The sequence below is a fragment of the Phenylobacterium sp. FG114 genome (assembly GCF_057809855.1).
Genome location: NZ_JBMDKU010000004.1, coordinates 1 through 23,243, shown reverse-complemented (window position 1 = coordinate 23,243; position 23,243 = coordinate 1). Strand labels below are relative to the sequence as shown.

Annotated in this window: 20 protein-coding genes; 9 read left to right on the top strand and 11 right to left on the bottom strand. The window is 69.4% G+C overall.

The features are described 5' to 3' along the window. Nucleotides 1-143 precede the first annotated feature (143 nt). Complete coding sequence (locus ACODSY_RS07575) at nucleotides 144-854, top strand: alpha/beta fold hydrolase (protein ID WP_488951109.1); 711 nt, start codon at nucleotides 144-146, stop codon at nucleotides 852-854. 227 nt (nucleotides 855-1,081) lie between these two features. On the opposite strand, the gene ACODSY_RS07570 is transcribed toward ACODSY_RS07575, so the two are convergent. After that, nucleotides 1,082-1,639 (bottom strand): TIR domain-containing protein, encoded by a 558-nt coding sequence (locus tag ACODSY_RS07570; protein ID WP_488951108.1) that lies wholly within the window; start codon nucleotides 1,637-1,639, stop codon nucleotides 1,082-1,084. Then, complete coding sequence (locus ACODSY_RS07565; protein ID WP_488951107.1) at nucleotides 1,639-2,424, bottom strand: macro domain-containing protein; 786 nt, start codon at nucleotides 2,422-2,424, stop codon at nucleotides 1,639-1,641. Before ACODSY_RS07565 ends, ACODSY_RS07570 begins: the two co-directional genes overlap by 1 nt. Before the next feature lie 569 nt (nucleotides 2,425-2,993). Here ACODSY_RS07565 and ACODSY_RS07560 point away from each other — a divergent pair. Genes ACODSY_RS07560 through ACODSY_RS07550 form a run of 3 tightly spaced genes read left to right on the top strand, consistent with a single transcriptional unit; the run spans nucleotide 2,994 to nucleotide 9,479 of the window. After that, a complete protein-coding gene (locus tag ACODSY_RS07560; protein WP_488951106.1) occupies nucleotides 2,994-6,626 on the top strand; it encodes a S8 family serine peptidase in 3,633 nt (1,210 codons plus the stop codon). A 1-nt stretch (nucleotide 6,627) separates the two neighbouring features. Further along, nucleotides 6,628-8,160, top strand: a complete 1,533-nt coding sequence (locus ACODSY_RS07555; RefSeq protein WP_488951105.1) for an MBL fold metallo-hydrolase — start codon at nucleotides 6,628-6,630, stop codon at nucleotides 8,158-8,160. A gap of 59 nt (nucleotides 8,161-8,219) precedes the next feature. Beyond that, a complete protein-coding gene (locus ACODSY_RS07550) occupies nucleotides 8,220-9,479 on the top strand; it encodes a ComEC/Rec2 family competence protein (protein ID WP_488951104.1) in 1,260 nt (419 codons plus the stop codon). Between the two features lie 17 nt (nucleotides 9,480-9,496). Here ACODSY_RS07550 and cap2-3 read toward each other — a convergent pair whose 3' ends face one another. From cap2-3 to ACODSY_RS07510, 8 genes are all read right to left on the bottom strand, one after another. After that, nucleotides 9,497-11,737, bottom strand: coding sequence for an anti-phage 6A-MBL system cap2_3 protein (gene cap2-3, locus ACODSY_RS07545; RefSeq protein ID WP_488951103.1), 2,241 nt, complete (start codon nucleotides 11,735-11,737; stop codon nucleotides 9,497-9,499). After that, nucleotides 11,738-12,865 (bottom strand): anti-phage 6A-MBL system MBL-fold protein, encoded by a 1,128-nt coding sequence (mblB, locus tag ACODSY_RS07540; RefSeq protein ID WP_488951102.1) that lies wholly within the window; start codon nucleotides 12,863-12,865, stop codon nucleotides 11,738-11,740. It lies immediately after the preceding gene. Between the two features lie 714 nt (nucleotides 12,866-13,579). Next, the gene (locus tag ACODSY_RS07535) at nucleotides 13,580-14,602 is read right to left on the bottom strand and encodes a relaxase/mobilization nuclease domain-containing protein (protein WP_488951101.1); all 1,023 of its coding nucleotides are present in this window, start codon (nucleotides 14,600-14,602) and stop codon (nucleotides 13,580-13,582) included. Next, nucleotides 14,599-15,123, bottom strand: coding sequence for a MobC family plasmid mobilization relaxosome protein (locus ACODSY_RS07530; protein WP_488951100.1), 525 nt, complete (start codon nucleotides 15,121-15,123; stop codon nucleotides 14,599-14,601). Before ACODSY_RS07530 ends, ACODSY_RS07535 begins: the two co-directional genes overlap by 4 nt. Before the next feature lie 161 nt (nucleotides 15,124-15,284). Then, nucleotides 15,285-15,629, bottom strand: coding sequence for a hypothetical protein (locus ACODSY_RS07525; RefSeq protein WP_488951099.1), 345 nt, complete (start codon nucleotides 15,627-15,629; stop codon nucleotides 15,285-15,287). Nucleotides 15,630-15,633: 4 nt separating this feature from the next. Then, the gene (locus ACODSY_RS07520; RefSeq protein WP_488951098.1) at nucleotides 15,634-16,206 is read right to left on the bottom strand and encodes a hypothetical protein; all 573 of its coding nucleotides are present in this window, start codon (nucleotides 16,204-16,206) and stop codon (nucleotides 15,634-15,636) included. Nucleotide 16,207: 1 nt separating this feature from the next. Beyond that, nucleotides 16,208-16,369 (bottom strand): hypothetical protein, encoded by a 162-nt coding sequence (locus tag ACODSY_RS07515; RefSeq protein ID WP_488951097.1) that lies wholly within the window; start codon nucleotides 16,367-16,369, stop codon nucleotides 16,208-16,210. 119 nt (nucleotides 16,370-16,488) lie between these two features. Then, nucleotides 16,489-16,800, bottom strand: coding sequence for a DUF736 domain-containing protein (locus ACODSY_RS07510; RefSeq protein WP_488951096.1), 312 nt, complete (start codon nucleotides 16,798-16,800; stop codon nucleotides 16,489-16,491). A 593-nt stretch (nucleotides 16,801-17,393) separates the two neighbouring features. Between ACODSY_RS07510 and ACODSY_RS07505 the strand changes: the two genes are divergently transcribed. Continuing rightward, nucleotides 17,394-17,702, top strand: a complete 309-nt coding sequence (locus ACODSY_RS07505; RefSeq protein ID WP_488951095.1) for a DUF736 domain-containing protein — start codon at nucleotides 17,394-17,396, stop codon at nucleotides 17,700-17,702. Nucleotides 17,703-17,744: 42 nt separating this feature from the next. On the opposite strand, the gene ACODSY_RS07500 is transcribed toward ACODSY_RS07505, so the two are convergent. Then, entirely contained in the window at nucleotides 17,745-18,008 is a 264-nt protein-coding gene (locus ACODSY_RS07500) for a helix-turn-helix domain-containing protein (protein ID WP_488951094.1), read from the bottom strand. Between the two features lie 98 nt (nucleotides 18,009-18,106). On the opposite strand from ACODSY_RS07500, the gene ACODSY_RS07495 reads away from it, so the two are divergent. The 4 genes from ACODSY_RS07495 to ACODSY_RS07480 form a co-directional block, all read left to right on the top strand. Beyond that, complete coding sequence (locus ACODSY_RS07495) at nucleotides 18,107-18,622, top strand: RNA polymerase sigma factor (protein ID WP_488951093.1); 516 nt, start codon at nucleotides 18,107-18,109, stop codon at nucleotides 18,620-18,622. Between the two features lie 8 nt (nucleotides 18,623-18,630). Continuing rightward, nucleotides 18,631-19,632 (top strand): FecR family protein, encoded by a 1,002-nt coding sequence (locus tag ACODSY_RS07490; RefSeq protein ID WP_488951092.1) that lies wholly within the window; start codon nucleotides 18,631-18,633, stop codon nucleotides 19,630-19,632. A 197-nt stretch (nucleotides 19,633-19,829) separates the two neighbouring features. After that, nucleotides 19,830-22,841, top strand: coding sequence for a TonB-dependent receptor domain-containing protein (locus ACODSY_RS07485; RefSeq protein WP_488951091.1), 3,012 nt, complete (start codon nucleotides 19,830-19,832; stop codon nucleotides 22,839-22,841). Beyond that, the coding region (locus ACODSY_RS07480) for a hypothetical protein (RefSeq protein ID WP_488951090.1) at nucleotides 22,841-23,243 on the top strand (403 nt) is incomplete at its 3' end. The genes ACODSY_RS07485 and ACODSY_RS07480, both read left to right, overlap by 1 nt.

Here is a 23,243-nt window from a genome sequence, read left to right as displayed (position 1 = left end):
CGCGATAGGCTTGCGGGCGCCGCGTGGCGGACCTCCACGCCCGGAAGCGTGAGGCCTGGCCCTGGGTAGATCGCGCTCACTAGCTTGGCGGCACATGGCATACCCATGTTAGCCTGTTCCCACGGGCATAGCGGGGGCTGGCGATGGCGACTTTCGTATTGGTCACGGGGGCGTGGCACGGCAGTTGGTGCTGGAAGCGGGTGCGCGATGCGCTCACGGCGGCGGGACACACCGTCTTCACGCCGACGCTGACGGGCCTGTGCGAGCGGAGCCACCTCTTGTCTCCGGACGTCGACCTTCACACGCACATCGACGATATCGCCAACCTGATCCGTTGGGAGGAGCTGACAGACGTCGTCCTGGTGGGTCACTCCTATGGGGGCTGCGTGATCAGCGGGGTCGCGGACCGAATGAGCGAGAATATCGCGGCGCTGGTCTACCTGGACGCTTTCGTCCTGGAGAACGGCCAGTGCCTGCACGACACCCTGCCGGCGGAACATCGCCAGGGCCAGTTGGACGCGGCGGCGGCGCTCGGAGACGGCTGGCGCGTGCCGCCGATCCCGGCGGAGGTGTTCAACGTCAATGCCGCCGACCGGTCCTGGGTCGACGACCAGTGCACCGATCAGCCGCTCGCCAGTTTCCAGCAGAAGCTGCATTTGGACGCCGGCGCCCCCGCCGTCGGATCGATTCACTACATCTTCGCGGCGGACTGGGAAGGGACACCGTTCACCGGCTTCTACGAGCGCGCCAAGGCGCGGGGCTGGTCGACGCGGGAGATCGCCTGCGGCCATGACGTCATGCTGGACCGGCCGGACGAACTCACAGGGATGCTCTTGCAGGCCGCGGCCTGCTGAGCGCCCCACAAGCCTTCTCGCGCCACCCGCAGTCCGGAAGGTCCTCGGATCGCTTAAGGGCCAAGCTCAATCGACGAACGACGGCTCGGCGCCAAGAAGGGACATTGAGATCGGTGCGGGGAGTGGACGTTCAGCTGCCCTCCTTACCTAAGCCCGAATTCGACCCCTACGGGTGCCTACGGCAGCACGAAGGCGCGTGGCAGTTGGAGTTGGGAGGTTCTGACGCGCTAGCTGACGTTGATCCCAAAGGAAACGTGGGCCTCTTTCGTGTAGTAGGAAAGCGGCCCCTTTGGCATCGCATCGTGGCTATACTGGCCCATGGCGGCGTGAACGGCCTTCCGGTTGAAAGGTATGTGGATCACCCGGGCCGTCTTGTCGTTGATGCGCGTCTTGAGCGCGTCAGGCCACAAGTCTGCCAAGGCCTTTGGGTTCAGGATGACCGGGCTATTCGGATACACAGCGATGATGGGAATTTCGCATGTATCAACGGCGTAGGTGATTTCGTAAGGCACAAAGTCAGTGTCATTCTTGGTGATCGAAGTCACAAACAAGAGCATGTTTCTGGACTTCTTCAGGCGCTCTCTGAGGCTAGCGTAAATCGTAGCCTTCTGGCTGGTGTCTCGAACCGCTGACACCTTCTCATGGCTATTGACCATTCTAAACTCAATGGCGTCATTCTCATGCCACGCCTTCATCATGTTGTAATACTTGATGTCTGAGGCAGTCGGGTCAGTCGTACCGGCAGCGTGAAACGCGATGTACGTGCCGTTGCGGTAGTGGGTCATCAGACTTTCTTCCAGTCGCGGGCAATCTCGCGAAGGTCCAGCTCTTCGAAACAACTGTCGTGCAGGGTCACCGTGACCCGCTTGGGAAGGCGGGCTGTGCTGTTGGTGGCGAAGTCAACCAGCGCCAGGACCAGCAGTCGCAGCAGGTGTTGGGGTGCCAACTTGATGCCCGACTGCCCGTTGCCGAACAGAGGCATGGCCAGGGGTTTCCCGCCGCCGTGGTCGTGGACAGCCTTCAACCCGCCCTTCAGCGCATCCCACAGCGTGGGCACGTCGGAGGCGGCCTTGTAAGTGGCGTGATCGGTCCTCGCCATAGCCATAAGGAAGGCGCTGAACTGACCGTTGGGCACCTTGGCTGTGGTTCCTATTTGATAGGCCTTGCTAGGCTCCACAGGGCGTGCCGTGGGCACTGGCTGCACGCCCGTCGCGGCTAGGGCAGGATCAACGGCGGCACGGAAGGCGGCGGCACTGCTGTTGTAGTTCCGAGCGATGAATTGGCCATGCAGCGTGCTAGGCTCGACGGGAGCGCCAAGTTCGCCATCAAAAAACTCATTCACGCCGATCAGTAGGTTGGCCTTCTCGGCAAAAAGGTCGGCATAGCGCAGCGTGATCTTGGTGTCGGTGTTGGGAACCTTGAACGTCACGTGCCGAGGTTCGCGCACCGTCCAGAGGAAGACGGCCATGAACAAGAGCGCCATGATGACGAGGTAGGCGACGCCGTGAGACTCAAGAGACGCCTTGGCGACGGTCAGCGCGGCTGTCGTCATTTCGGTCAGCGTCCACACGCCGCCTACAGCCGCAAAGCCGTTCCGGGCGGCGGTCCACTTCCGCCGATCCCATCCGACTGTCAGAGATTTTGCCAACTGATTCGCCACGATTCCGCCAGCTTGGCTGTAGGTGACCGGCTCAGCAACATGGAGTTGCACCGGTCCACAGGCGTCCCAAGGATCGCGGCTCCTCGCCTTAATCGGTGTCCGGGTTCTGCCGCACGCTCATCGTTCGGATTTGGATTTAGCTAAGCCTCTTCGGCTCGCCCGACGTCCGCTAGCCACTTGGTCCTGCAGTTCTCGATGTCGGCCTTGCAGCAACGACCCTGGCGTGTGACGGAATAGACCGTTCGGCGCCGGGAGCGGTCAATGGGATCTGGCCGAAGAGCAGACGTGCGAAAGCTCTGCCGTGCTCCGACCGCTACAGGATCCATCGTCGGCGCCACGGGCGTTGTTCCTCATGTCAGCAAGCAGACGGGAGCGCTGGTCTGCAGCATTTAGCTGGAGCGGCCTTGACCTTGCAATCGTGCGGGCAGAACGTTTGCAACCTGGGCGCGGCCTGAAACCCGCCTAGTGCGGGGGCGCACATGTCGGACACCAAGGGACGGCGGTTTCTCGTCAGGGCTGGCGCGGGCTTCGGCACCGCCGGATTCGGCGCGGCACCCGGCGTAAGCACCCGAAAGCTGTTCGATACGACGCCGGACACCGCGCTCGGGGCCGACGCCCAGCCCCGCGCTTGGCACGGGGTCGATTTCGGGGATCTGCCCGAGGCCAATGCATGGGACACCGCCCACGCCATGCTGCGCCCCGAAAGCGCGCTGTTCGGCGCCGGCGGCGTCGATTTCGTCGAGCCAGACCTCTACCAACCGATCGACCGGCGGCCGACGGCGGAGCGAGAGCCCTTCGCCGCCACGAGCGCCCCCTGCGCGCTCGATCCGCAGGACGCTCGCCTCCCCCGCGGCGCTGGGTTCGCCTGGCACCTCGGGCCCGGCCACAGCGGCTTGGCCAAGGCGCGAGAGCAGGCCGCGACCGGCCAAGGGGCAAACGTCGTCATCGCTCACCTGGACACAGGGTTCGACCCCGACCACCTCCTGAAGCCCGCCAAGCTGGACCTCGACCGGCAGCGCAACTTCACCGGCGAAGGCCCGCTGAAGGACGCGCGTGACGTCACCCCCGATCACATGCTGACCAACCGGGGCCACGGCCCGGCAACGCTCGCCCTGCTGGCGGGCGGCTCGACCCAGGGCCTGCAGGCGGCCGAGAATCCCCACGGCATCACGCTCGGCGGCGCGCCGGGCGCGACCGTCGTGCCGATCCGCGTTGCGGACAGTGTCGTGCACTTCTGGACCAGTGCCATCGCTGAGGGGATCGCCTACGCCGCCGAAATCCGCGCGGACGTCCTGTCGCTGAGCATGGGGGGCGTCGCCTCTCTGGCCTGGGCGGAGGCAGTCAACAAGGCCTATGAGGCCGGCGTCGTGCTGGTCGCAGCCGCCGGCAACAACTTCGCCCAGCTCCCGACCCGCAACATCGTATACCCGGCGCGCTTCCGGCGCGTGATCGCCGCCACCGGCATCATGGCCAACCACCGGCCCTATCAGAACCAGCCCGCCAACATCATGCAGGGCAATTATGGGCCGCCCAGCAAGATGGACACGGCGCTGGCCGCCTACACACCTAACGTCCCCTGGGCCAAGCTGAGCTGCCGCGACGTCGCGGGCCTTAACGGTTCGGGCACGTCGTCGGCGACCCCGCAGATCGCCGCCGCCGCCGCGCTCTGGATCGCGGCCCACCGGCCAGCCCTCGCCGACCTCCGCGGCTGGCAGAAGGTCGAGGCGGTGCGCGAAGCGTTGTTCGCGACGGCGGAAGAGCCCCGCGCCAGCATGCGTCGTGAGGAGATCCGGCAGATGCTGGGGCGCGGCGCCCTACAGGCCGACGCTGCCCTTGACCACGGTGTGAACGTCGGCGCCCTGCGGCAGACCCCCGACGACAGCGCCACCTTCGCCTTCCTGCGCCTGCTCACCGGGCTGGGGATATCGGGTCAGGAATCGCAGGCGGCGATGATGCGCCTCGAGATGACCCAGCTCGCGCAGTCGTCGCGCCTCATCGAGGAGGCCCTCGACGATCCCGACGCCGAGTCCGAGGCCATCAGCGACGCCGATCGCCGCCGGTTCATGGACGCGGTAATCGCCGACTCGCGGACGTCGCGCACCCTGCGGCGGCACCTCGAAGGTCGTGCGACGGGCCGCCGTGGCCGCGGCGTTTCGGAGACGCCGCCACCGTCCCCCGGGCAGCCCACCGCGCCGGCCGGCCCGGTGGAGCGCCGGATCGTCGCACCGCCGCCCGAGGAGCGGCGGCTGCGCATCTTCGCCGCGGACCCCAGCCTCGCGGCCTCCATGGACACCGCGCGCCTGAGCGAGGTGACGGTCTCGGTTCCGTGGGAGGGCGCGCGACCCGGCGAGCCGGCGCTGCAGCCAGGTCCGGTGGGCGAGTACCTGGAGGTCGTCGACGTGGATCCGGCCAGCGGCGCCGGCTACGCGCCCGTCGACCTCAACGATCCGCACCTGCTGGCCACCGACGGTCACCGGCCGTCCGAGAGCAACCCGCAGTTCCACCAGCAGATGGTCTACGCGGTGGCCATGACGACGATCCGCCACTTCGAGCATGCCATGGGCCGCGCGGCGCTCTGGGCGCCCGACCGGCGACGGTGGACCGGCAAGGACGGCAAGACGGAGTACGAGAACCGCCCCGTCCGCCGGCTGCGGATCTATCCCCACGCCCTGCGGGAGGCCAACGCCTATTACAGCCCCGCGAAGAAGGCGCTGCTGTTCGGTTACTTCCCGGCCGCCCCGAATTCGGCCGGCTCCACCGTGCCGGGCTCCACCGTCTTCACCTGCCTCTCGCACGACATCATCGCGCACGAGACCACTCACGCCCTGCTCGACGGGCTCCACCGGCGATATGCCGAAGCCACCAACCCCGACATGCCGGCCTTCCACGAAGCCTTCGCGGACATCGTCGCCATCTTCCAGCACTTCAGCCTACCGGGTCTCCTGGAGCAGGAGCTGCAGCGCACCCAGGGCGACCTCCAGCGAGGCGACCGCCTGGCGCAGCTCGCGCAGCAGTTCGGACAGGGAATCGGCCGCTCGGCGGCGCTCCGGACCTTCATCGGCGACGACAAGGCGGTTGACTACCGGACGGTGACCAAGCCGCACGACCGGGGCGCCATCCTCGTCTCGGCGGTGTTCGCCGCCTTCCTGGCGATCTACCGCAGCCGCGCCGCCGACCTCCTGCGGATCGCAGCGGACGGATCGACGCTGCTGCGTCCGGGCGGGGTTCACCCCGACCTCCTGGCGCGGTTCGCCGACGAGGCGCGCAAATCGGCGACCCACGTGCTGCGCATGTGCATCCGGGCGCTGGATTACTGCCCGCCCGTCGACCTCACGTTCGGCGACTACCTGCGGGCGCTGATCACCGCCGACGCAGACCTAGTCCCTGCGGACCGCTACGGCTATCGCGTCGCCTTCCTCGAGGCCTTCCGCCGACGCAGCATCTATCCCGACGGCCTGCGCACCATCTCGGTGGAGTCCCTGCGCTGGCAGGCGCCCGCGATCCCGCTCACCGACCTCGGCGACATCATCGCCAAGCTGGACCTGAGCTGGGACCTTCAGGCGGACCGCATGCGCGCCGCGGGGCTTCGCGAAACAAACGGCGTCCTGTTCCACGATTGGCTCGAGACGCGGCTCACCCCCGACCTGGCCGCCCAGCTCGGCCTGCGGATGAACCTACATCGCGGCGGCGACGACGCCGGGCACGGCCGCTGCACCTGCAAGCGCCCCGATCCCGCGACGCCGGCCCGGACCGTCTTCGAGGTGCATTCGGTGCGTCCCGCCCGGCGTGTGGCGCCGGACGGCTCGTTCCGCACCGATCTGGTCGTCCAGCTCACCCAGCGCCGCTGCGAATGCCTCGACCCGGACCGCCATCCGGGCGCGGACGGTACGCTCAGCGCGCAGGGAACCTGGATCCGCGGCGGCAGCACGCTACTCATCGACACCCGGCGCGGGCAGGAGAAGGTGCTCTACTGCATCTCCAAGCGGATCGACGCCCCGGCGCGCCTGGAGCGTCAGCGGGGATACCTCAACCGCTCGGCCGCCTCGTTGCGGGCGCTCTACTTCGGGGCGGACGAGAACGAGCCCTTCGCCGCCCTGCACAGGGGGCCCTGAGATGCCGCGCAAGCCGAAGGCTCCCACCGTCACCGTCCGGATGTATCGCCACGGGCTCGGCGACTGCCTCCTCGTGACCATGACGCCCGCGGGCGGCAAGGCGCTGCGGATGATGATCGACTGCGGCGTCTATCTGACCACCACCGGCGGCAAGGCCAAGATGCGGAGTGTGGTGACTGACATCATCGCTGAGACCGGCGGCTATGTGGACATCCTCGTGCTGACCCACGAGCACGGCGACCACATCTCCGGCCTCAACCAGGCCGCGGACCTGTTCTGGACGCCGCCGAAGGCCGACGATGCCGAGCTCCCGGCCGCGGGACGCCTGCGCGTGGGCCAAGTCTGGATGGGCTGGACCGAGGATCTCGACGATCCGGTCGCGAGCCGGATCGAGACAGAGAAGCGGGAGGCGTTCGAGGCTATCGAGAGCGCCCAGCGCCTGGCCGAGGGCGTGGCCGCGCTGGACGAGGACGGCGGACAGGCGAAGACGTTCGCCCGGGGGCTCGGCGGCGTGATCGATTTCTTCAGGATCGGCGACGACGGCGGCTTCGCCGCGGCGGGCAGGTCGACCCGCGACGCGATGACCTCAGCCCGGAGCCTCGGCGAGAAGCCGGTCCGGTTCGTCCGCCCGACCGACAAGCCGTTCGAGCTGGCGCCGGGCATCCGGGTGTACTGCTTCGGCCCGCCCATGGACGCCACGTCTCTCTTCACGATGATGGACGAAGACGAAGTCTACCACGCCGCCGCGGTGAGTTTCGAAGCGGCCGCCTACGCGGGCGCCCTGGCCGCACGGATGCCCGGCATCGACCCCACGATGGCCGATGATCCCGGCCAACCGTTCGATACGCCGCACCGGGTCGCGCTCGATTTCGACATGCGCTCCGACGTCCGGCCGCAAGGCCCAGGCGGCGAGATCGATGAGTTCTTCGAGCGCCGCTACTGGGGGGCCAGCGCCGACCCCGGGCAGCCCGACCAGCAGTGGCGACGGATCGACGCCGACTGGCTCGCGCCGGCCGGCGCGCTGGCGCTCAAGCTCGACAACGCCACCAACAACACCAGCCTGGTCCTGGCGATCGAGCTGGTGGAGTCCGGAAAGGTCCTGCTCTTCCCCGGCGACGCGCAGGTCGGCTCCTGGCTGTCGTGGATGGACCTGACGTGGACCCTGCCCGACGGCCGCACGGTCACCGGACCAGAACTGCTGCGGCGGACGGCCTTCCTGAAGGTCGGCCATCACGGCAGCCACAACGCCACCCTGAAGGACAAGGGCCTGGAGACCATGAACGCCGAAGGGTTTGTGGCCTTCATCCCCGTGAACCAGGAGATGGCGCGCAAGGTGGGCTGGGGCGAGATGCCGCTCGCCGCGATCCTGGCGGCGCTCACGCGGCAGACCAAGGGCTGCTGGATCCGCACCGACGAGGACTACAAGCCCGGCGACAACGCGGAAGCCCAAGCCTTCGCTACGCGCCTCAAGCAGACCGACCTGTACTATGAGATCGAGGTCTCGGGCACCCCGGCGGACGGCGAGACCCTATGAACTACTTTCTCACTCCGAACCCGGAGGGCGAACGTCCCGAACGCCCAAAGCGCGTCTACATGCGCCTCGATCAGGTCGACGGTGACCGCGCGCTCTTCGAGGCGGTGTCCGCCGACTTCATGGATGCGCGATGGCGGTCCGAAGGCGACGGGACATTCAGGCAGTGGGTAGGCCTCGCCGAGATGGCGCCGATCTATGTCGTCGACATGCCCTTCGGCGCTGCCGCAGCCTTTTGGTGGTGGTGTAGGCGCCCGTGGCTGTCGCAAGTGGACGCCGAGGGAGCGTCGCCCTGGATGATGGCCGTAGTGGAGCCCGGCAGCCAATCCGAACTCTACCCAAACCTTTTCCAGGCGCCGCTCAGCATCGACGTCGTGCATCTCGAGCCCGCCAACGAGGCCGTCGAGGTGGCTCTGAACCAGCTCTTCGACCTGGAGCCGCTGGAGCGAACCGAACAGGAGATCCAAAACCGCCTCGACTTGGTCACCGGACTGATCGACTGGGTCGGTGTCTACGACGTGGGCCAGGGCAGCGCGAATGGGGCCTGCGACAGCTCGACCCAGCCGCTGATCTACTTCGATCTCGGCGGCGGCGTGCTAGGTAACAGGGCTACCTGGCCCACCGCGATGTCGGACTTCTGCTACGGCGCCGACCCGCCGGTCGTCCTGTCGCACTGGGACTGGGACCACTGGTCGTCTGGATCGCGCCTCGCCGGCGCCCTGGCGCTCGACTGGATCGTCCCGGTCCAAAAGATGGGATCCGTTCATGCGACCTTCGCGGCCACACTCCATGCGGCGGGCCACCTCTTCGTCTGGCCCGGCACGACATCCCAACTGGTCTCCGGCCAGCTGACGGTCAGCAAGTGCCTGGGGCGCGGCGTGGGACGCAACCACACCGGCCTGGCGATGGAGATCGAGGGCCCCAACAACCAGGCGCCGATCCTCCTGCCCGGTGACGCCCGCTACTCCGCGGTGCCCGGTGCCCTCTCGCGCGACTACACGTCCCTGGTCGCGCCGCATCACGGGGCCGACATGAAGAACCGGCAGGTTCCCGCCCACTACCCAAACGCCGGCGCGCGGGTGGCCTATTCGTTCGGGGCGGGCAACACCTTCAGCCATCCGCGCCCCGTCACGGAAGCAGACCACCAGCGTGCGAACTGGGATCACCTCTCTCAGAGGGCGGCAACCCCCATCGATCGCAACACGGCGAACCGCCAGCCGAACGGCTTGGGACACGTGGGCCTCTCGTGGCAGCTGAACCCGGTTCTTCCACTCCACGCGTGTGGCTCCGCCGCCTGCACGGTCAACCTGCAACAGGTCTGATGGCGCGCGGCGCGGTCTTAGGCCTGCTCGGGCGCGCTCTCGGCGGGCACGCCGTCCACCACCACGCTGAAGTGGCCTTCCGCGACGATCATCATCACCGGCGGGTACCCTTCCACTGCCATCTCGTCGGATAGATGGCTATAAAGGCTCAGGTCCTCGCCGCTCGGCAGGGCGGAGGACCCCTTCGGGTGCGAATGCCACTCGCCCACATATCGCAGCATGTCCAAGGTGCGCGCCTGCACGCCCTGCGCCGCTTCCGCGACCCCGAAGGCGCCTCGGACATACCCCGTGACCTCCTCGGTGCTGTCTGGGGGCGACCCCAGGGTCATCGCCAGGTACACCCGCCGTCGGGTGGTGTCGAAGTCACCAAGCAGCACGCCGCCAGTCTCCGCCGGGAGATGCGCTTCCCGCAGCGTGTAGAGGCGCTCGATCAGATCCTCAGCGATGTGCACGGTCCATCCCGCGCTGGGCATGGTCAGCATCGGCCGCAGGTCGAGGTCCACGCGGCGGACCTCGAACGTGGCCTCGTCCAGGCGCCACACGGCCGCCAACGCTGCGTCACCGTCGATCAGGCTTCGAATGACCCCGGCCGCGATCCCGGCGTGGACGGCCACCACCGCCTGCGGAAGCTGCGCCGAGACCTCCCGGCAGCCGCGCGCGTAGCGCGTCGTCAACGGCAGAGCGTAGTGGTCGGCCAGCCGAGGATCCTCGGCGACCGCGCGGTAGTAGCTGAGCTCCAGGTGGTCGAGCCGCACCTCGCGCGCCGCGTCCTCGGCCAGGATGACGAGGTCGCGCCCGTTGGGACTGAGGAAGGCGCTGATGCGGCGGGCGGCGCCCTCGGCATCGACCGCCAGGTAGCGCGAGACCGGCACGGAGGCGGCGAAGTCCAGGACGACGTGGGCGGCGGCCAGGGCTTCGGCGTAGGCGACGGCCGCCTCCCCATCCGGATCGGAAGCGTCCACGAGGATGGGCTTGGGTGTATTGGCACCTGGGAAGCGCCGTTGGGCCATCACCTGGAGGGCGTTGGCCTTCGGGGCGCCCACGAGGTGGTAGTCCCATGCGGCGTGGCGGGCGAGATTGTGCGGCAGCAGCCGATCGTTGTCTGCGACCGCATCCAGCGCCTCGCCCATGCGCAGCAGATTGGCGAGCACCTGGGAGCCCAGCGCGCCGGCGCCCACGGCAACTAGCGTCTTGCCCGACGTAGCGGCATAGCCATTCGCGGCCGCCGCGCTCTGCGCGGACAGCTCGAAGATCGGGTTCATGACCGCGAGCTCGACGGTCTCCTCGCCTTTGGGACCCCGGCGGCTCATGGGGAGAACCCGCCCGCCGCCGCCCTCGGTGCTCCACAGGTCTCGCGCAATCGCCGCCTGACGGACGTCGTCGCCGAGGCCGAATGCCCAGAGATCATGGCGCTCGACCGGGCCGTCGGGGGTCCGCGAAATCGGGGCCTGCACGAGAAGGACGCCGACCGCGTCGAGGTGCTCCTTCTTGTCGAGCCAGGTGCCGATGGCTTCGTCGAGTGCAGCGTCGAAGTCGAAGCCTTCGGTCGCGAAGGTCGTCCGTAGCTCCGCGAGGGTCCGCGGGGTGTGACGAATGCCCGACTGGATACGCGGTGGCAGGACGATGCCGGCGGCCACGATCTTGGCGCCCAGCCCCTGCGGCGGGGTATAGCCCAACCGGTAGGTGAGAGTTTCGACAGGCCCTCCGACCGGTTGGCCATAGACTGTGCGCCGGGGATCGGCCTGGAAGTCGGCGGGCAGGATCAGCACGGCCGGCGATCCCGCGAGGAATGGCTCCAACACCTGGTCGTCGCGGTGCAGGGCGCCCCGGGCAGTGTCGATCAGCCAGGTGCGCAGAAGCCGAACATAGCCGCCATCGCTCCAGCGGCGCTTGGCGTCTTGCCACGGCGCTTCGCTGAGACACAGGGCGGCCGGCTCGCCTTCCGGCACCAGGAACTCATGTGGTAGCGGCTGCGGGAAGTCCGGCCGCAGGGCGCGTACGGACGGCCACGCCCGGTCGTCGGTCGGGAATCCCAGGGCGACATGCTCGCGGCTCCGGATGTCCACCACAGGACGCTGGCCGACATCGACCTGGACCTCGGCGATGACCCAACTGTACCCCTCGGCCTGGCGGCACTCGACGAGACCGCAGCCCATGTCGTCCCTCGCGGCGCGTAACGCCGCGAGGGACTTGGCCCTGGCCGAAGCGAGCGCATCCGGGGCTGCCGGCGCCCCGAACCGCTCGGTGGCATCGTCCACCTACTTGCGCCCGGCGCGCGGCGCCGCGGCGCCGAGCAGCCCGGAAGAGCCCGCCGCGACAGCCGACACGATCCGCGCCTTAGTGGAGTCGATCTGGATCACCAGCGGCTTTGGCGCAGCGATCTTCGGGTGCTGCATGGTGACCTGGAACTCGCCGTTCAGGCCGTTGAACCCCACGACCCGCCGGTAATAGTTCGCCGCCTGGCGGTGCGGCGGCTGGATGTCGTCGCCGGCGATGGGAATGGGGCAACTCGGCGAGATGATGATCCCGCCCCGCTGGCCGTACTCCTCGTACAGGCGCTTCACCTCGGGCACCGGAACCGTCTCGTTCTCGCCCTTCACCGGTCCGAGGGATAGGTAGGAGCAGTGGTGCGGCAGGTGGAAGATGTCCCACTCCAGCCGCTCGGTCCGCCGGTGATACTCCGTGATGTTCACGATCTCGGTGAGCACCTCGTGGTCGGCGTCCGCGCCGAGCATCAGCTTGGTCAGGACGCCGTTCACCTCGAACGTCGCCTGCACGAAGATGCCGTCGGTGTTGCGGTCCATCAGCGAACCGTCGTTGAGCCGGCTGGCGAACGGCGAATGGGCGAAGAACTCCACCCCATGGACGGTCCGGCTGAAGCGCGGAACGACCGTGCCGGCGTCCACGAAGAGGTGCCTGCGGCTGTCGGGGACGATGTTGTTCAGCTTCAGCCAATCACGCACGACGTCCGGCCGGGAGAACACCCGGATGCCCTTGCCCTGCTTCAGGCGATGCCGGGCCTCCTGGCGCCAGATGCGCCCCTCGTCGACGAGCCCGTCCTCGAGGATCACCGCCGCCGGGACCCAGAGTTCGCCGATGCGGATGCGATCGTCGCTCTGGTAGCAGGCGGCATGTTCGAGCCAGAAGAGCTCGCTGGACCGGCAGATGTGGTCCTTGTCCAGGTGCGTGATGCAGAAGACGTCGACGTCCTTGCGGCGCGCCTTGGCGAGATCATCACGGATGGCCTTCTCGAGATCGATCCGCAGATCGTCGGGCTTGTCCGTCTTGGTGTTCGCGTAGTCGAAGATGATCTTCTCGCCGCCGGCGAGGTCGATCAGCGTGCAGTCGGCGTTTCCGATCGGGAAACAGGTCAGCTTGGCGCTCATGGCGTTCCGTCTACTCTGGGTTGAGACGAGCCATTTCCCGCCAGTATGGCGGATTGTGCGCGTGGCGCACGCCAGCTAATGCTGCTTCACCGACTCGTCAGGGTTGGGATTCGGGTGAGAGGGCGGCGCTTTCCGGAGCCCTGGTAAGTTTCTGAAGAAGCTGTCCTCTCCCCACCTTGCGGTTGCAGCCGCCGACGTTCCTCCTCACCGATGGTGACGGTCGACTCCAAGAACGCGGAGCGGCCCCTCGCACGAATATCTGGATTTGGCAGGATCTAAGCCCCGGCCCAGGCGCAAGCCAGACCATGATTCTGGGCTACGCGAATAGCCGCATTAGGGACTTCTTTACCAAACTCCAAACTACGTTGATTCGTACAACACGTCGATTGCTTGTCAACATGTTGTGGTGCGAACCACTAGGAACCCAATATGGCGGCTTCCTGCGGATGGTGGTATAGCGGTCGCGCTCGCCGAGTTCTCCCTGGATCGGCCTGGCGATCTGACCTTCGCGACCGAACGACGGGTGACTTCCAGCCGTTTGCAAGTCGTAGACGCGACGAAGCAACCGGTCCGGCACCTCGGTCCTGATGCAGACCTTCCGAACTACGCCAATGAGTCAGACAGGGCCCTCGGGTTCGACTCCGCTAGGGACTCGCACCGCGCCCTAATGCTGACCTTCCGAATGTCTATGATGAGTCACCTCCAGCCACTTCGTCATCGCGACTTTTCGCGAGCGGCGCGCTCCCTATCCGCCCGCGCTTGCGCGTTAGCGCTCCGCAGAGCCCGCGCCAGAGCCAGGCGCTCGGTGTCCGGCGGCGCCATGCTGCGGACGAAGGCTTCGACGGCATGGCCGAGTTCACGGTCGTCCGCGTGTTCGGACGTCTGCAGGAGCTTCGCCTGCGCCAGGTACAGCCGACGCACCTTCGCCTGCCGCTCGGCAATGCGGCGGTCCCAGTCCGCGGCGTCGACACGCCCGCCGAACGCCGCCCGCGCCGCGTCGCGGATCTTGTCCGCCACCACCCGGGGCATCCCGCCCTTCCCGCTCTCGTGGCGCTCTCGCAGTCGCCGCAATGGTCCGCGCTCCGCCTTGCGGGTGACGCCGCGCGCCCGGCGCGGTGTGGCCTCCGCTGCGATGCCGCGCTCCCGCAGGCATCTTGCAAACACCTGGCGCCACGCCTCGAGGTCGGCCTTCTTCGGACCCAGGCGCACGCCGTCCGAACCCAGGGCGTTCACGGTCAGGTGGACATGCGGATGGGGTGTGTCGGTGTGCAGCGCCAGAACGTACTCGAAGCGATCCGCGAAGGTTTCGCGCGCGAAGGCGCGCGCGGCGTCGCGCAGCCGGATCGCGTCCGTGCCAGCCGGCATCGACAGGATCATCGCGACGCTGAGCGGAGAGTCGGTCCGCCGGCGGCTGTCCAGCAACGCCTCCGCCGACCAGGCGCGCGCCAGCTCCAGCACCTCCGCGCGGCCTTCGATCGGCATGCCGTCGCGATCCTCGGCGGCAAGCTGCCCGTTCCGCGTGATGTAGGAGAGGTGGGCCGCCAGGTGGGCCGGATCGCGGGCGCGGCCCGTCACCTTCACCATCACCTCGGGCGTCCGCGCGGCGATCCTGCGAAGGCGCGCCCGCGCGCCGTCATCCGCCCTACCGCGGAGGACGGTCTCAGGACGGCGAGGCCGGAGGCGCACGGGCGGGCGCCACACATCCTCGAAGCCCGCGATGGTCCGGAACTCGCTCATCGCTCAACCGCCCAATAGGCCAAGTTGCCGGCGAACGCTTCCTGCAGTCCGTAAAGGTGAGCGCCGAGTTCTTGGCGGAGATCCTCAACGGCGGTGAGCTCCGTATCGAGCACCCGGCCCTCCATCACGGCCGTGTTCAGCGCGCGAGCGATCTGATTGACGTTCACGCCGATGCGGCGGAGCTCGCGCACGGCGCCAATCAGCGCAAGTTCGTCGGGCCGCGCGAAGGACGGCCGGCCAGTTGCATGGCGTCGCACCAGGGCGGCGACCCAGGCAGCGCGCGGCATCGCCATGGCTATTGCTTGCCGCTCCACATGGCCGGCTTCTACCGGCGCCAAACGCACCATCAGGCGCAGAGCATCGCGGCGTGGGGCCCGGGCGGCGCCATCTTCAGAAGGCGCCCCCGCGGCGTCCCGAACGAGGCGATGTAGCAGGGCAGAGCGGCCGCCGGCGGGAGCGGCAGCGGCGTCGAACCCGCGGGCCAGGTGGTCCGCGACACGGACGCTGAGCACGACCGACACCCAGGCCTCCTGTCTACAATGCTGCCGGCAAGCCTATCCTGCCTTCGACCTCTGCCTCGCAGATTGGCCCCTCCCCTCGGTCGTCGCGAGGGCGTAGGTCCGCCCCCGCGACGACCACCCGCCACGCCTACGGCGCGCCCCACCCGGGCCAGATCGCGGCCTCATCGCGGGCCGGGATAGGCGCGCTGGCGATTGCGGTAGGCGGTCCGTTCGAGCTCGCCCGGCGGTGCGCTCATCGAGACCCATGAGCCGCCGCGCACGGCCCGGGCGGCGTAATGCAGCACACCGCCGTCGCACTCCAAGCCGGGACAGCGCGGCGTCTGTCCCCACCAGATCGCGTCCGGTCCGAAGGTTCGGATCATGGTCGGGAGATTGGCGCGCAGCTTGATCCCGCAATGGCTGCAGGTGGCCTTCACCTCCCATCGCCGGACGTGCATCTCGGCGAGCGTCAGCGCGGTCAGGGGGCTGGGCGGCGCCACGAGGACGTCCGGCGTCTTGGTGCTCATCGGGTCAGGCGAGGAGATCGTCGACCGCGCGTCGGCCGTTCCGCGCCTTGCGACTGAGCGGCCAGCCCAGGATCAGCCGCCCGCGCCACGCCGCGACGACCCGGGCGCCGAAGTAGGTCTCCTGCCCCGGCAGGCAGGCGCCGACGCGGATGGGGGCGTCCAGGTCCTCCAGGATCGAAGGCTGATGTTCCGGCGTCACCTGTTCCGCCATCGCTCTGATCCGGGCGAGGTCGCGGTCGCTGAGATGACGGCGCCGCGCGGATGGTCGTGGGTCCGGCGGCTGCAGGATAGCCAGCGTCCCCGAGCGCGAGGCGCACCCGGCCTCGCCGCAGACCAGCCGGTCGGCGATGGCGCCGACCGTCAGGCCAGGCGGCGCGCCGGAGAGCTCGGGGGCCAGCCACAGCCGGCTGTGGCCGCAGCGGGCGCAGCCGGCCGCCAGCGCACAGCCGCTGGCGACCACGTCGCCCAGCGTGCGTGTGCGGCTCGCAGCCGTGACCCAGAAGCCCCTGGCGGACGGCTCTGCCGACGTGAGCTGCTCGTCCGGCCCGGGGTCGCTGAGGCGTTTGGCGTGGCCCACCTCACGCCTCCCGAGGATCGTTCGGCGACCCGTCCTGGGGGTCCGGGCGCCGGGTCGCCGATGTGCGGAGCACGACGCGTCCATCCGGCTCGACGCGGCCGAGCACCGGCAGGACACGGCTGGTCTCCGGCGCCGGCGGGCTGTTGTCGTTGTCGAATTCCATGGGGATTGAACAAAAGCAGAACGCGACGGCCTTGGCGAGTCCGAACTGCCGCCCCGGACTCGCCGAACCCCGGTCGGACCGGATGGCTCCCGGAGCGGGAGCCAGCCGGCCGGCGGCGGTCAGTTCATGGTCTTGCTGCGGGACCAGACCAGGCTGTAGCCCTCCTCGGCGTCGACCAGGTTGGCGTAGATCGGGGCCGGGAAGCTGGGGTCGTCGAGCTTGACCGAGAGGTAGTCGCGGTTCTCGCGCGAGGTCTTCTTCCAGGCCGCCCCGAATTCGGTCCCGCCGGAGAAGATGCGGTAGTCGGGGGCGTTGTCGCTCTCCTTGTCGACGGGCCGAAGCTGGGCCTGCTTGACGTTGAGGCTGAGGGTCTTGATCGAGCCCGCGTAGGACCCGTCGCCGGTCTTGGTGAAGGTGCCGATGGTCGCCATGGGAAGTCTCCTGTTCCGATCGGACCGCGCCTGCCGCGGCCTCGATGGCGAAGGCGAGTCGAGGTCCCAGGACCCTGGCGCAGCCCGCAGGGCCCGCAGCGCAGCGCAGGACGTGGTCCGGGGGCTTTCTTGCCTCGCGAGGAATGAGCGCAGCTCAGGGGAAGAAAGCCGCCGGGCCGGGTTGCGGCAGGGGACGGACCTTGACCCCTGTCGGCCATGAGAGGCCTGCGCAGGCCGAGCCGACCGCCGGGAGACGCCTGGCGCCCGAGCAACCCACCGCACCGCGACGGCTCCGGGGGCGGCCAAGCCCCCTCCCCCGTCCAGCTCCGCGGCGCGACCGCGACTTGCGCGACACCGCCGACCTCGCGCCCTTCGCAGAGCCACCGATCTCAAGGACCTGGAATGTCCCTCCCGCGCGAACCGCAGCCGCACGGCTCCATCGGCTCAAGCTCGGCGGGACCGGCCGCCCGGCAACGGCTGCGCCGTCCTCCGCTGACGCTGCGGGCCAAGGCTGCCTGCCGTCCTCAGGTCCCGGCTCCGAGAGCGCCATCGGAGCCGCGGCTGGCGCGGCCCGCATACCAGAGGAGCCCACCATGACCACCATCGGCACCTTCACGAAGTCCGCGGACGGCAGCTTCCATGGCACGATCCGCACCCTCGCCCTCAGCCTGAAGGCCGTGGAGATCCGCCCCGTCGCGCGCAGCGGCGACAGCGGCCCCGATCACCGAGTCTACGCCGCAGGCGCCGACCTCGGCGCTGCCTGGACCGTCACGAAACCGGACAAGCCCGAGTGCCTCTCCGTCCGCCTCGACGACCCGAGCTTCCCCGCCCCGGTCAACGCCCTCCTGGCGCAGGCTGGCGACCGCTACGAGCTCCGCTGGACCCGCCGTCCTCGAGCCTGATGAGCACTGGCGACCTCGGATGCCGAGGTCGCCATCCTTGCGTCAGAGGAGTTCGGCTCCGGATTTTTCTATGGAATTGAAGATCTCCGCGAAGAGCTCCTTTGGATCTCGGCCGAGCGCGCGGGAGATGCGGACGAACTCGACGAGATCCAGTCGCCTCTGCGACCCTTCGATTAGTGAGATGTGGCTTTGGTCTCGACCAATTCGCTCTGCAAGTTGAACTTGCGTGAGACCAGCTGTCTCGCGCGCTAGGCGGATACCCTCGACGATCACCTGATTTGCGCCAGTGAAGATCGTCTTCGGCATGAAGGCCCGTCCGCAGGAGGGCCTTCCAAGTAGATGACGATATTACATATGACGATTTTCCATATTCCGCTTACGCTCCGCTCAGAGTGGAGCGTGGGATGTTGGGTCCTCAAGGAACAAGAAGGCCTCAAAGCTTAGACGGTGGCGAGGCGGTCGGCGACGTCGCCGGCCTCTACCGCACCTATGCCAGCTGGGTCGTAGCCTTCCTGGCCCGCCGCTTCGGCCGCGAGATCGCCGAGGACCTGGCGCAGGAGACCTTCCTCCGCCTCGCCCAGCACCCGATGGAATGGCGCAGCCCCAAGGCGCTGCTGGCCCGGGTCGCCCTCAACGTCGCGCAGGACCACCTCCGTCGCGACGGCGCGCAGAAGCGGCCGCGCCTCGTCGGGACCGACCAGGTCCCGGAAGGCGTCAGCCCGCCGGACCAGCACGAGACGCTCCTCCATCGCGAGGTGGTGGCGAAGCTCCCCCGCAACCTGCGCGACGTATATGTCTTGAGCCGCTTCGGTGGGATGACTTATGCTGAGATCGCCGTCCATCTTGGGATCTCGGTCAAGGCCGTCGAAAAGCGGATGACCCAGGCGCTCAAGCTCTGCATGGCGCGATACCGGGCCTAGGGCGACGCATGAGCGATCCACGTTCCCCACGGACGCGCGCACAGGAAGAGGCGGCCGAATGGCTCGCCCGCCTGGGCAGCCAGCCCATCTCGACCAGGACCGTGCGGGAATTCCGCGACTGGCGCGACGATCCCGCCAACGACGCCGCCTACGAGGAGGCCGAGGCCTTCTGGGACGCCTCCGGCGCCCAGGCCGCCGATCCCGAGATCATGCGGATGACGCAGGCGGCGCTGGACCGCGGCGCGCGTCGCTCGAGCTGGCGCGCCTGGCTTAGAGGCCCGCGGCTCGCCGGCGCCCTCACCCTGGCCGGCGTGGCCGCCGCCGGCGCGACGGTCGTCGGCGTCCAGCAGCTCACCCCCGCCTACGCCACCGAGGCCATCGAGCAGAAGGTGGTGCGGCTGGAGGACGGCACCCGCGTCCACCTGAACGTCGACAGCAAGGTGCGGGTCCGGTTTCGCGACGGCGAGCGCCGCATCATCCTGACCAAGGGCGAGGCGTTCTTCAACGTGGCCCACGACGCGGCGCGTCCGTTCGTGGTCGAGGCGGGCCACGCCCGCATCCGCGCGCTCGGCACCAAGTTCGATGTGCGTCGCGGGGACAGCGGCGTGCAGGTCACCCTGCTGCAGGGGTCCGTCCAGGTCCGGCCCGAGCGCGGCAGCACGGCCGTGGTGCTCGCGCCCAACCAGCAGGCGGTGGTGACCCGCGCCGGCGCCATCCAGCAGGCCTCCGCAGACGCAACGCGAGCGACCAGCTGGACCACCGGCCGGCTGGTCTTCCGCGACACGCCGCTGGCCGCCGCGGTGGCCGAGGTCAACCGCTACAGCGAGCACAAGGTGGCGCTCGACGGCTCGGACCTCGGCGCGCGGCCGGTCAGCGGCTTCTTCGACGTGGGCGATTCCGAGGCCTTCGCCCGCGGCGTCGCCGACCTCTTCGACCTGCGCCTCAGCCAGGCCGGCGACGGTTCGTGGCGGCTCGCCCCGGCCCTCGACGCCGCCGGACCACGCACATGAGAGATTTTTTCCGATCCCCGGTAGGGTCTCCCGCCCCCGTTCACGTCTCCCACGCCTGACGGACCGCCACGTCAGAAGGCCTGGTTGATGCGACCGGCTCGCGCGCGGCCCGCGGGGGAAGCTTTATGCGACGGGTTGCGTTGGGTCCGAGTCTGCGCCGTGTTCTTCTGGGGTCCCTGGCGACAGGCGTCCTTGCCGTGGGGGCCCCCGCGCTCGCCGCCGGCGAGAAGCCGGTCGACATCCCCTCGGGCCCGCTCGAGCAAGCGCTGGGGGTCCTCTCCGCCCAGACGGGCGACCAGCTCATCTTCCCGCCCGACCTCGTCGCCGGCCGCCGGGCTCCGGCGCTGACCGGGCGGTTCACCACCGAGCAGGCGCTGCGCCGGCTCCTCGCCACGCAGGAGATCGACGCCCGGCGCACGGGGCCCAGGCTGGTGGTCCTGAAGCCTCGCAAGGCGCGGGACGCCGCCTCGCCCTCGCCGACCTCAGGGCTCGCCGCGGGGGCGGCGACGCCCCGCCCTTTCGCTGACCCGGCCGCGGACGCGCCGGGGCGGACCGTCCCGCCGTCGGAGACGACGCCGCGGCCCGCGCCTGTGCCCGTGCTCGAGGAGGTGCAGGTCACCGGCACCCACATCCGGGGCGGCAGCCCGGCCGCCCCGGTCCTGGTCCTCGACCGCGAGGCGCTGGAGCGCTCCGGGCACGCCACCGTGGCGGCCGCCCTGCAGGTCCTGCCGCAGAACTTCGCCGGGCAGTCCACCGAAGGGACCGTGACCACGCGAGCCGACCCGCTGGGCACGAACTCGGGCTACGGCTCCAGCGTCAACCTGCGCGGCCTGGGCAGCGACGCGACGCTCGTGCTGGTGAACGGCCGCCGCATGGCGGGCTCAGGCAACAAGGGCGACTTCGCCGACCTGTCCGGCCTGCCGGCGATCGCCGTCGAGCGGGTGGAGGTGCTGCTGGACGGCGCCTCGGCGCTCTACGGATCCGACGCGGTCGGCGGGGTCGTCAACGTCATCCTGCGTCGCAACCTCGATGGCGGCGAAGTCCGCGTCCGCGGAGGCGTGGGCGCCGGCGGTGTCCCGCGCGAGGGCCTGGTGGGCGGCGTGCTCGGACGCGACTGGGGCTCCGGCAACGTCTTCGCCGCCTTCGAGCTCTACCGGCGCGAGGCGCTCTCCGCCGACGACCGCAGCTTCGCCGCGACGGCCGACCTGCGGGCCGGCGGCGGCGCGGACCGCCGCGACACCTTCAGCTTTCCCGGCAACATCCTGCGCACCGACCCCGTCACGGGGGCCAGCGTCCCGCATTGGGCCATCCCCGCCGGACAGACGTGGACCGGCCTGCGGCCCGGTGACTTCACCGCGGGCACGGTCAACCGGTACAACCAGAACCAGCGCGTCGACATCCTGCCCAGCCAGCGGCGCTCGAGCGCCTACCTCGCCTGGCGACAGGATCTCACGCCGGACCTGGAGCTGTCGGGAGACCTCCGCCACAGCTTCCGCAGCGCCAAGATCACCAATTCGGGGATCATCTCGACCCTCTCGGTCGGGCGGAACAATCCCTTCTTCGTCTCGCCGAACGGCGCGGCCTCGCACCAGATCCAGTACGCGTTCGGCGAGCTCCCCAACCCGGAGATCCGGGCCACGACCGAAAGCCTGTCGGGAACCGCCGGCGTGGCGGCCAACCTGTTCGGCGACTGGCGCGGCTCCGGCTATGCGGCCTTCGCCCAGGAGATCATCGAAGGGCGCAGTTCGGGCGTCCTGCAGTCCCTGATCCTGTCCGAAGCGCTCGGCAACACCCCCGACAATCCCGCCACCGCCTACCGGGCGGCCCGCGACGGGTTCTTCAACCCCTTTGCCGGAGCGCCCGCCAACGCGCCGGGAGTGCTGGCGGCGATCGGCTCGGGCTTCAGCCACACCCGCTTCCGCAGCCGCGTCTATTCCGCGAACCTCCAGGCGGACGGCTCGGTGCTCGTCCTGCCGGCCGGCGACCTCAAGCTGGCCGTGGGCGCCCAGGTGCGCCGCGAGACCTTCCTCCGCGCGGGGGCGAGCTACACCTCTACGATCGCCCCGCGGGCGATCGAGGGCCTCTCGACGGACCGGACCGTGAGCGCCCTCTACGCCGAGGCCCGCGTGCCCCTAATCGGGGCGGGAAACCGCCGCCCCGGCGTGGAGCGGCTCGAACTCTCCGGCGCCGTGCGCGCGGAGCACTACAGCGACTTCGGGCGGACGGTGAACCCGCGGGTGAGCCTGCAATGGACGCCCGCCGAGGGGGTGCTGGTCCGCGCCACCTACGGGGAGTCCTACCGGGCGCCGGCGCTGCAGGAGCTCGCGGACTCGCGCAGCAACGGCCCGGTGCGGCTGACCGAGGGCCCGTCGCGGGTGCTGTCGCTCGCCCTGCAGGGCGGCAACCCCGACCTCGGCCCCGAGACCGCCAAGACCTGGACGGTGGGCCTGGATTGGTCGCCGCCGGCCGTTCCTGGACTGAGACTATCCCTCAACGGCTTCAGTACGGAGTTCGACAACCGCATCGATCGCCCGGCCTTCACCAATCGCACGGTGGCGCTCACCGACCCGCGGCTGGCGCCGTTCGTGCGGCGGATCTCGCCCACCACCAACGCCGCCGACCTGGCCTACATCACCGCGCTGCTGGCCGAACCCATCACCACCACCGCCCAGGGCGTGTTCCCGCCCACCGACTACGGCGCCGTGGTGGACATGCGGTTCGTCAACACCGCCGGACTGACCGTGCGCGGCGTCGACCTCCAGGCGCAGTACGCGACCGAGCTGTCGGGCGGCCGGGTGGCGCTGGGCGTCAACGCCTCTCGGCTGCTCGACTACAAGCAGGCGATCACGCCGGCCGCGGACTTCGTCGAACTGCTCGGGCAGCCGGCGTTCCCCGCGAAGTTCCGCGGACGCGCGACGCTGGACTGGACCCGGGGCCAGCTTGGCCTCGGCCTGGCCGTCAACCGCCTGAGCGGGTTCGAGGACGCGCTGGGCGCCGAGATCTCCGGACAGACCACGCTCGACCTGCAGGCGCGATGGACGGGTGCGGCCGGCACGCAGTGGGCCGGCACGAGCGTCCTCTTCGGCCTGCGCAACGCTTTCAACCGCAAGCCGCCGTTCTACGACAATCCCACCGGGTTCGGATTCGACCCCGCCACTGCCGACGTGGTCGGCCGCTTCGCCTCGATCCAGCTCACCCGGAGCTGGTGATGGACGCGCCTGGCTGGTGGCGCCGCGGCCTCCGGGCCGCGGCGGCCCTGATCGTGCTCGCCTGCGCGCCGGACGCCCGCGCCCGCGCCCTGACCGTCGAAGACGTGCTGGGGCGGGAGGCGTTCGGTCGGGTGGAGCTGGGGGCGCGCTGGCTGTTCGTGGAGGTGCAGGGCGCCTACGCGGCGGCGGCCCGGTTCGACTACGACACCCGCACCGACCTGCTGCGAACGACCCTGTACGCGGCGCCGTTGCCTTCGCCGTGGCAGCTCCGGCCGCTCTTCCCTCCGGAGCCCGGCGCCGGATACGCGCTCGGCCCGATCTCGCCCGACGGGGAGAAGATCGCGGTGTTCCGGCTGAAGGACGGCCGCTGGGAGCTGGGCGTGGGGGGGGGGGGGGCGGGCG

Excerpts from the sequence above, each read along its gene's own strand:
- ACODSY_RS07575 (WP_488951109.1), top strand. The coding sequence starts at position 144 with ATGGCGACTTTCGTATTGGTCACGGGGGCGTGGCACGGCAGTTGGTGC.
- ACODSY_RS07570 (WP_488951108.1), bottom strand. The coding sequence starts at position 1,639 with ATGACCCACTACCGCAACGGCACGTACATCGCGTTTCACGCTGCCGGT.
- ACODSY_RS07560 (WP_488951106.1), top strand. The coding sequence starts at position 2,994 with ATGTCGGACACCAAGGGACGGCGGTTTCTCGTCAGGGCTGGCGCGGGC.
- ACODSY_RS07555 (WP_488951105.1), top strand. The coding sequence starts at position 6,628 with ATGCCGCGCAAGCCGAAGGCTCCCACCGTCACCGTCCGGATGTATCGC.
- ACODSY_RS07550 (WP_488951104.1), top strand. The coding sequence starts at position 8,220 with ATGCGCCTCGATCAGGTCGACGGTGACCGCGCGCTCTTCGAGGCGGTG.
- mblB (WP_488951102.1), bottom strand. The coding sequence starts at position 12,865 with ATGAGCGCCAAGCTGACCTGTTTCCCGATCGGAAACGCCGACTGCACG.
- ACODSY_RS07535 (WP_488951101.1), bottom strand. The coding sequence starts at position 14,602 with ATGAGCGAGTTCCGGACCATCGCGGGCTTCGAGGATGTGTGGCGCCCG.
- ACODSY_RS07525 (WP_488951099.1), bottom strand. The coding sequence starts at position 15,629 with ATGAGCACCAAGACGCCGGACGTCCTCGTGGCGCCGCCCAGCCCCCTG.
- ACODSY_RS07515 (WP_488951097.1), bottom strand. The coding sequence starts at position 16,369 with ATGGAATTCGACAACGACAACAGCCCGCCGGCGCCGGAGACCAGCCGT.
- ACODSY_RS07510 (WP_488951096.1), bottom strand. The coding sequence starts at position 16,800 with ATGGCGACCATCGGCACCTTCACCAAGACCGGCGACGGGTCCTACGCG.
- ACODSY_RS07505 (WP_488951095.1), top strand. The coding sequence starts at position 17,394 with ATGACCACCATCGGCACCTTCACGAAGTCCGCGGACGGCAGCTTCCAT.
- ACODSY_RS07500 (WP_488951094.1), bottom strand. The coding sequence starts at position 18,008 with ATGCCGAAGACGATCTTCACTGGCGCAAATCAGGTGATCGTCGAGGGT.
- ACODSY_RS07495 (WP_488951093.1), top strand. The coding sequence starts at position 18,107 with ATGTTGGGTCCTCAAGGAACAAGAAGGCCTCAAAGCTTAGACGGTGGC.
- ACODSY_RS07490 (WP_488951092.1), top strand. The coding sequence starts at position 18,631 with ATGAGCGATCCACGTTCCCCACGGACGCGCGCACAGGAAGAGGCGGCC.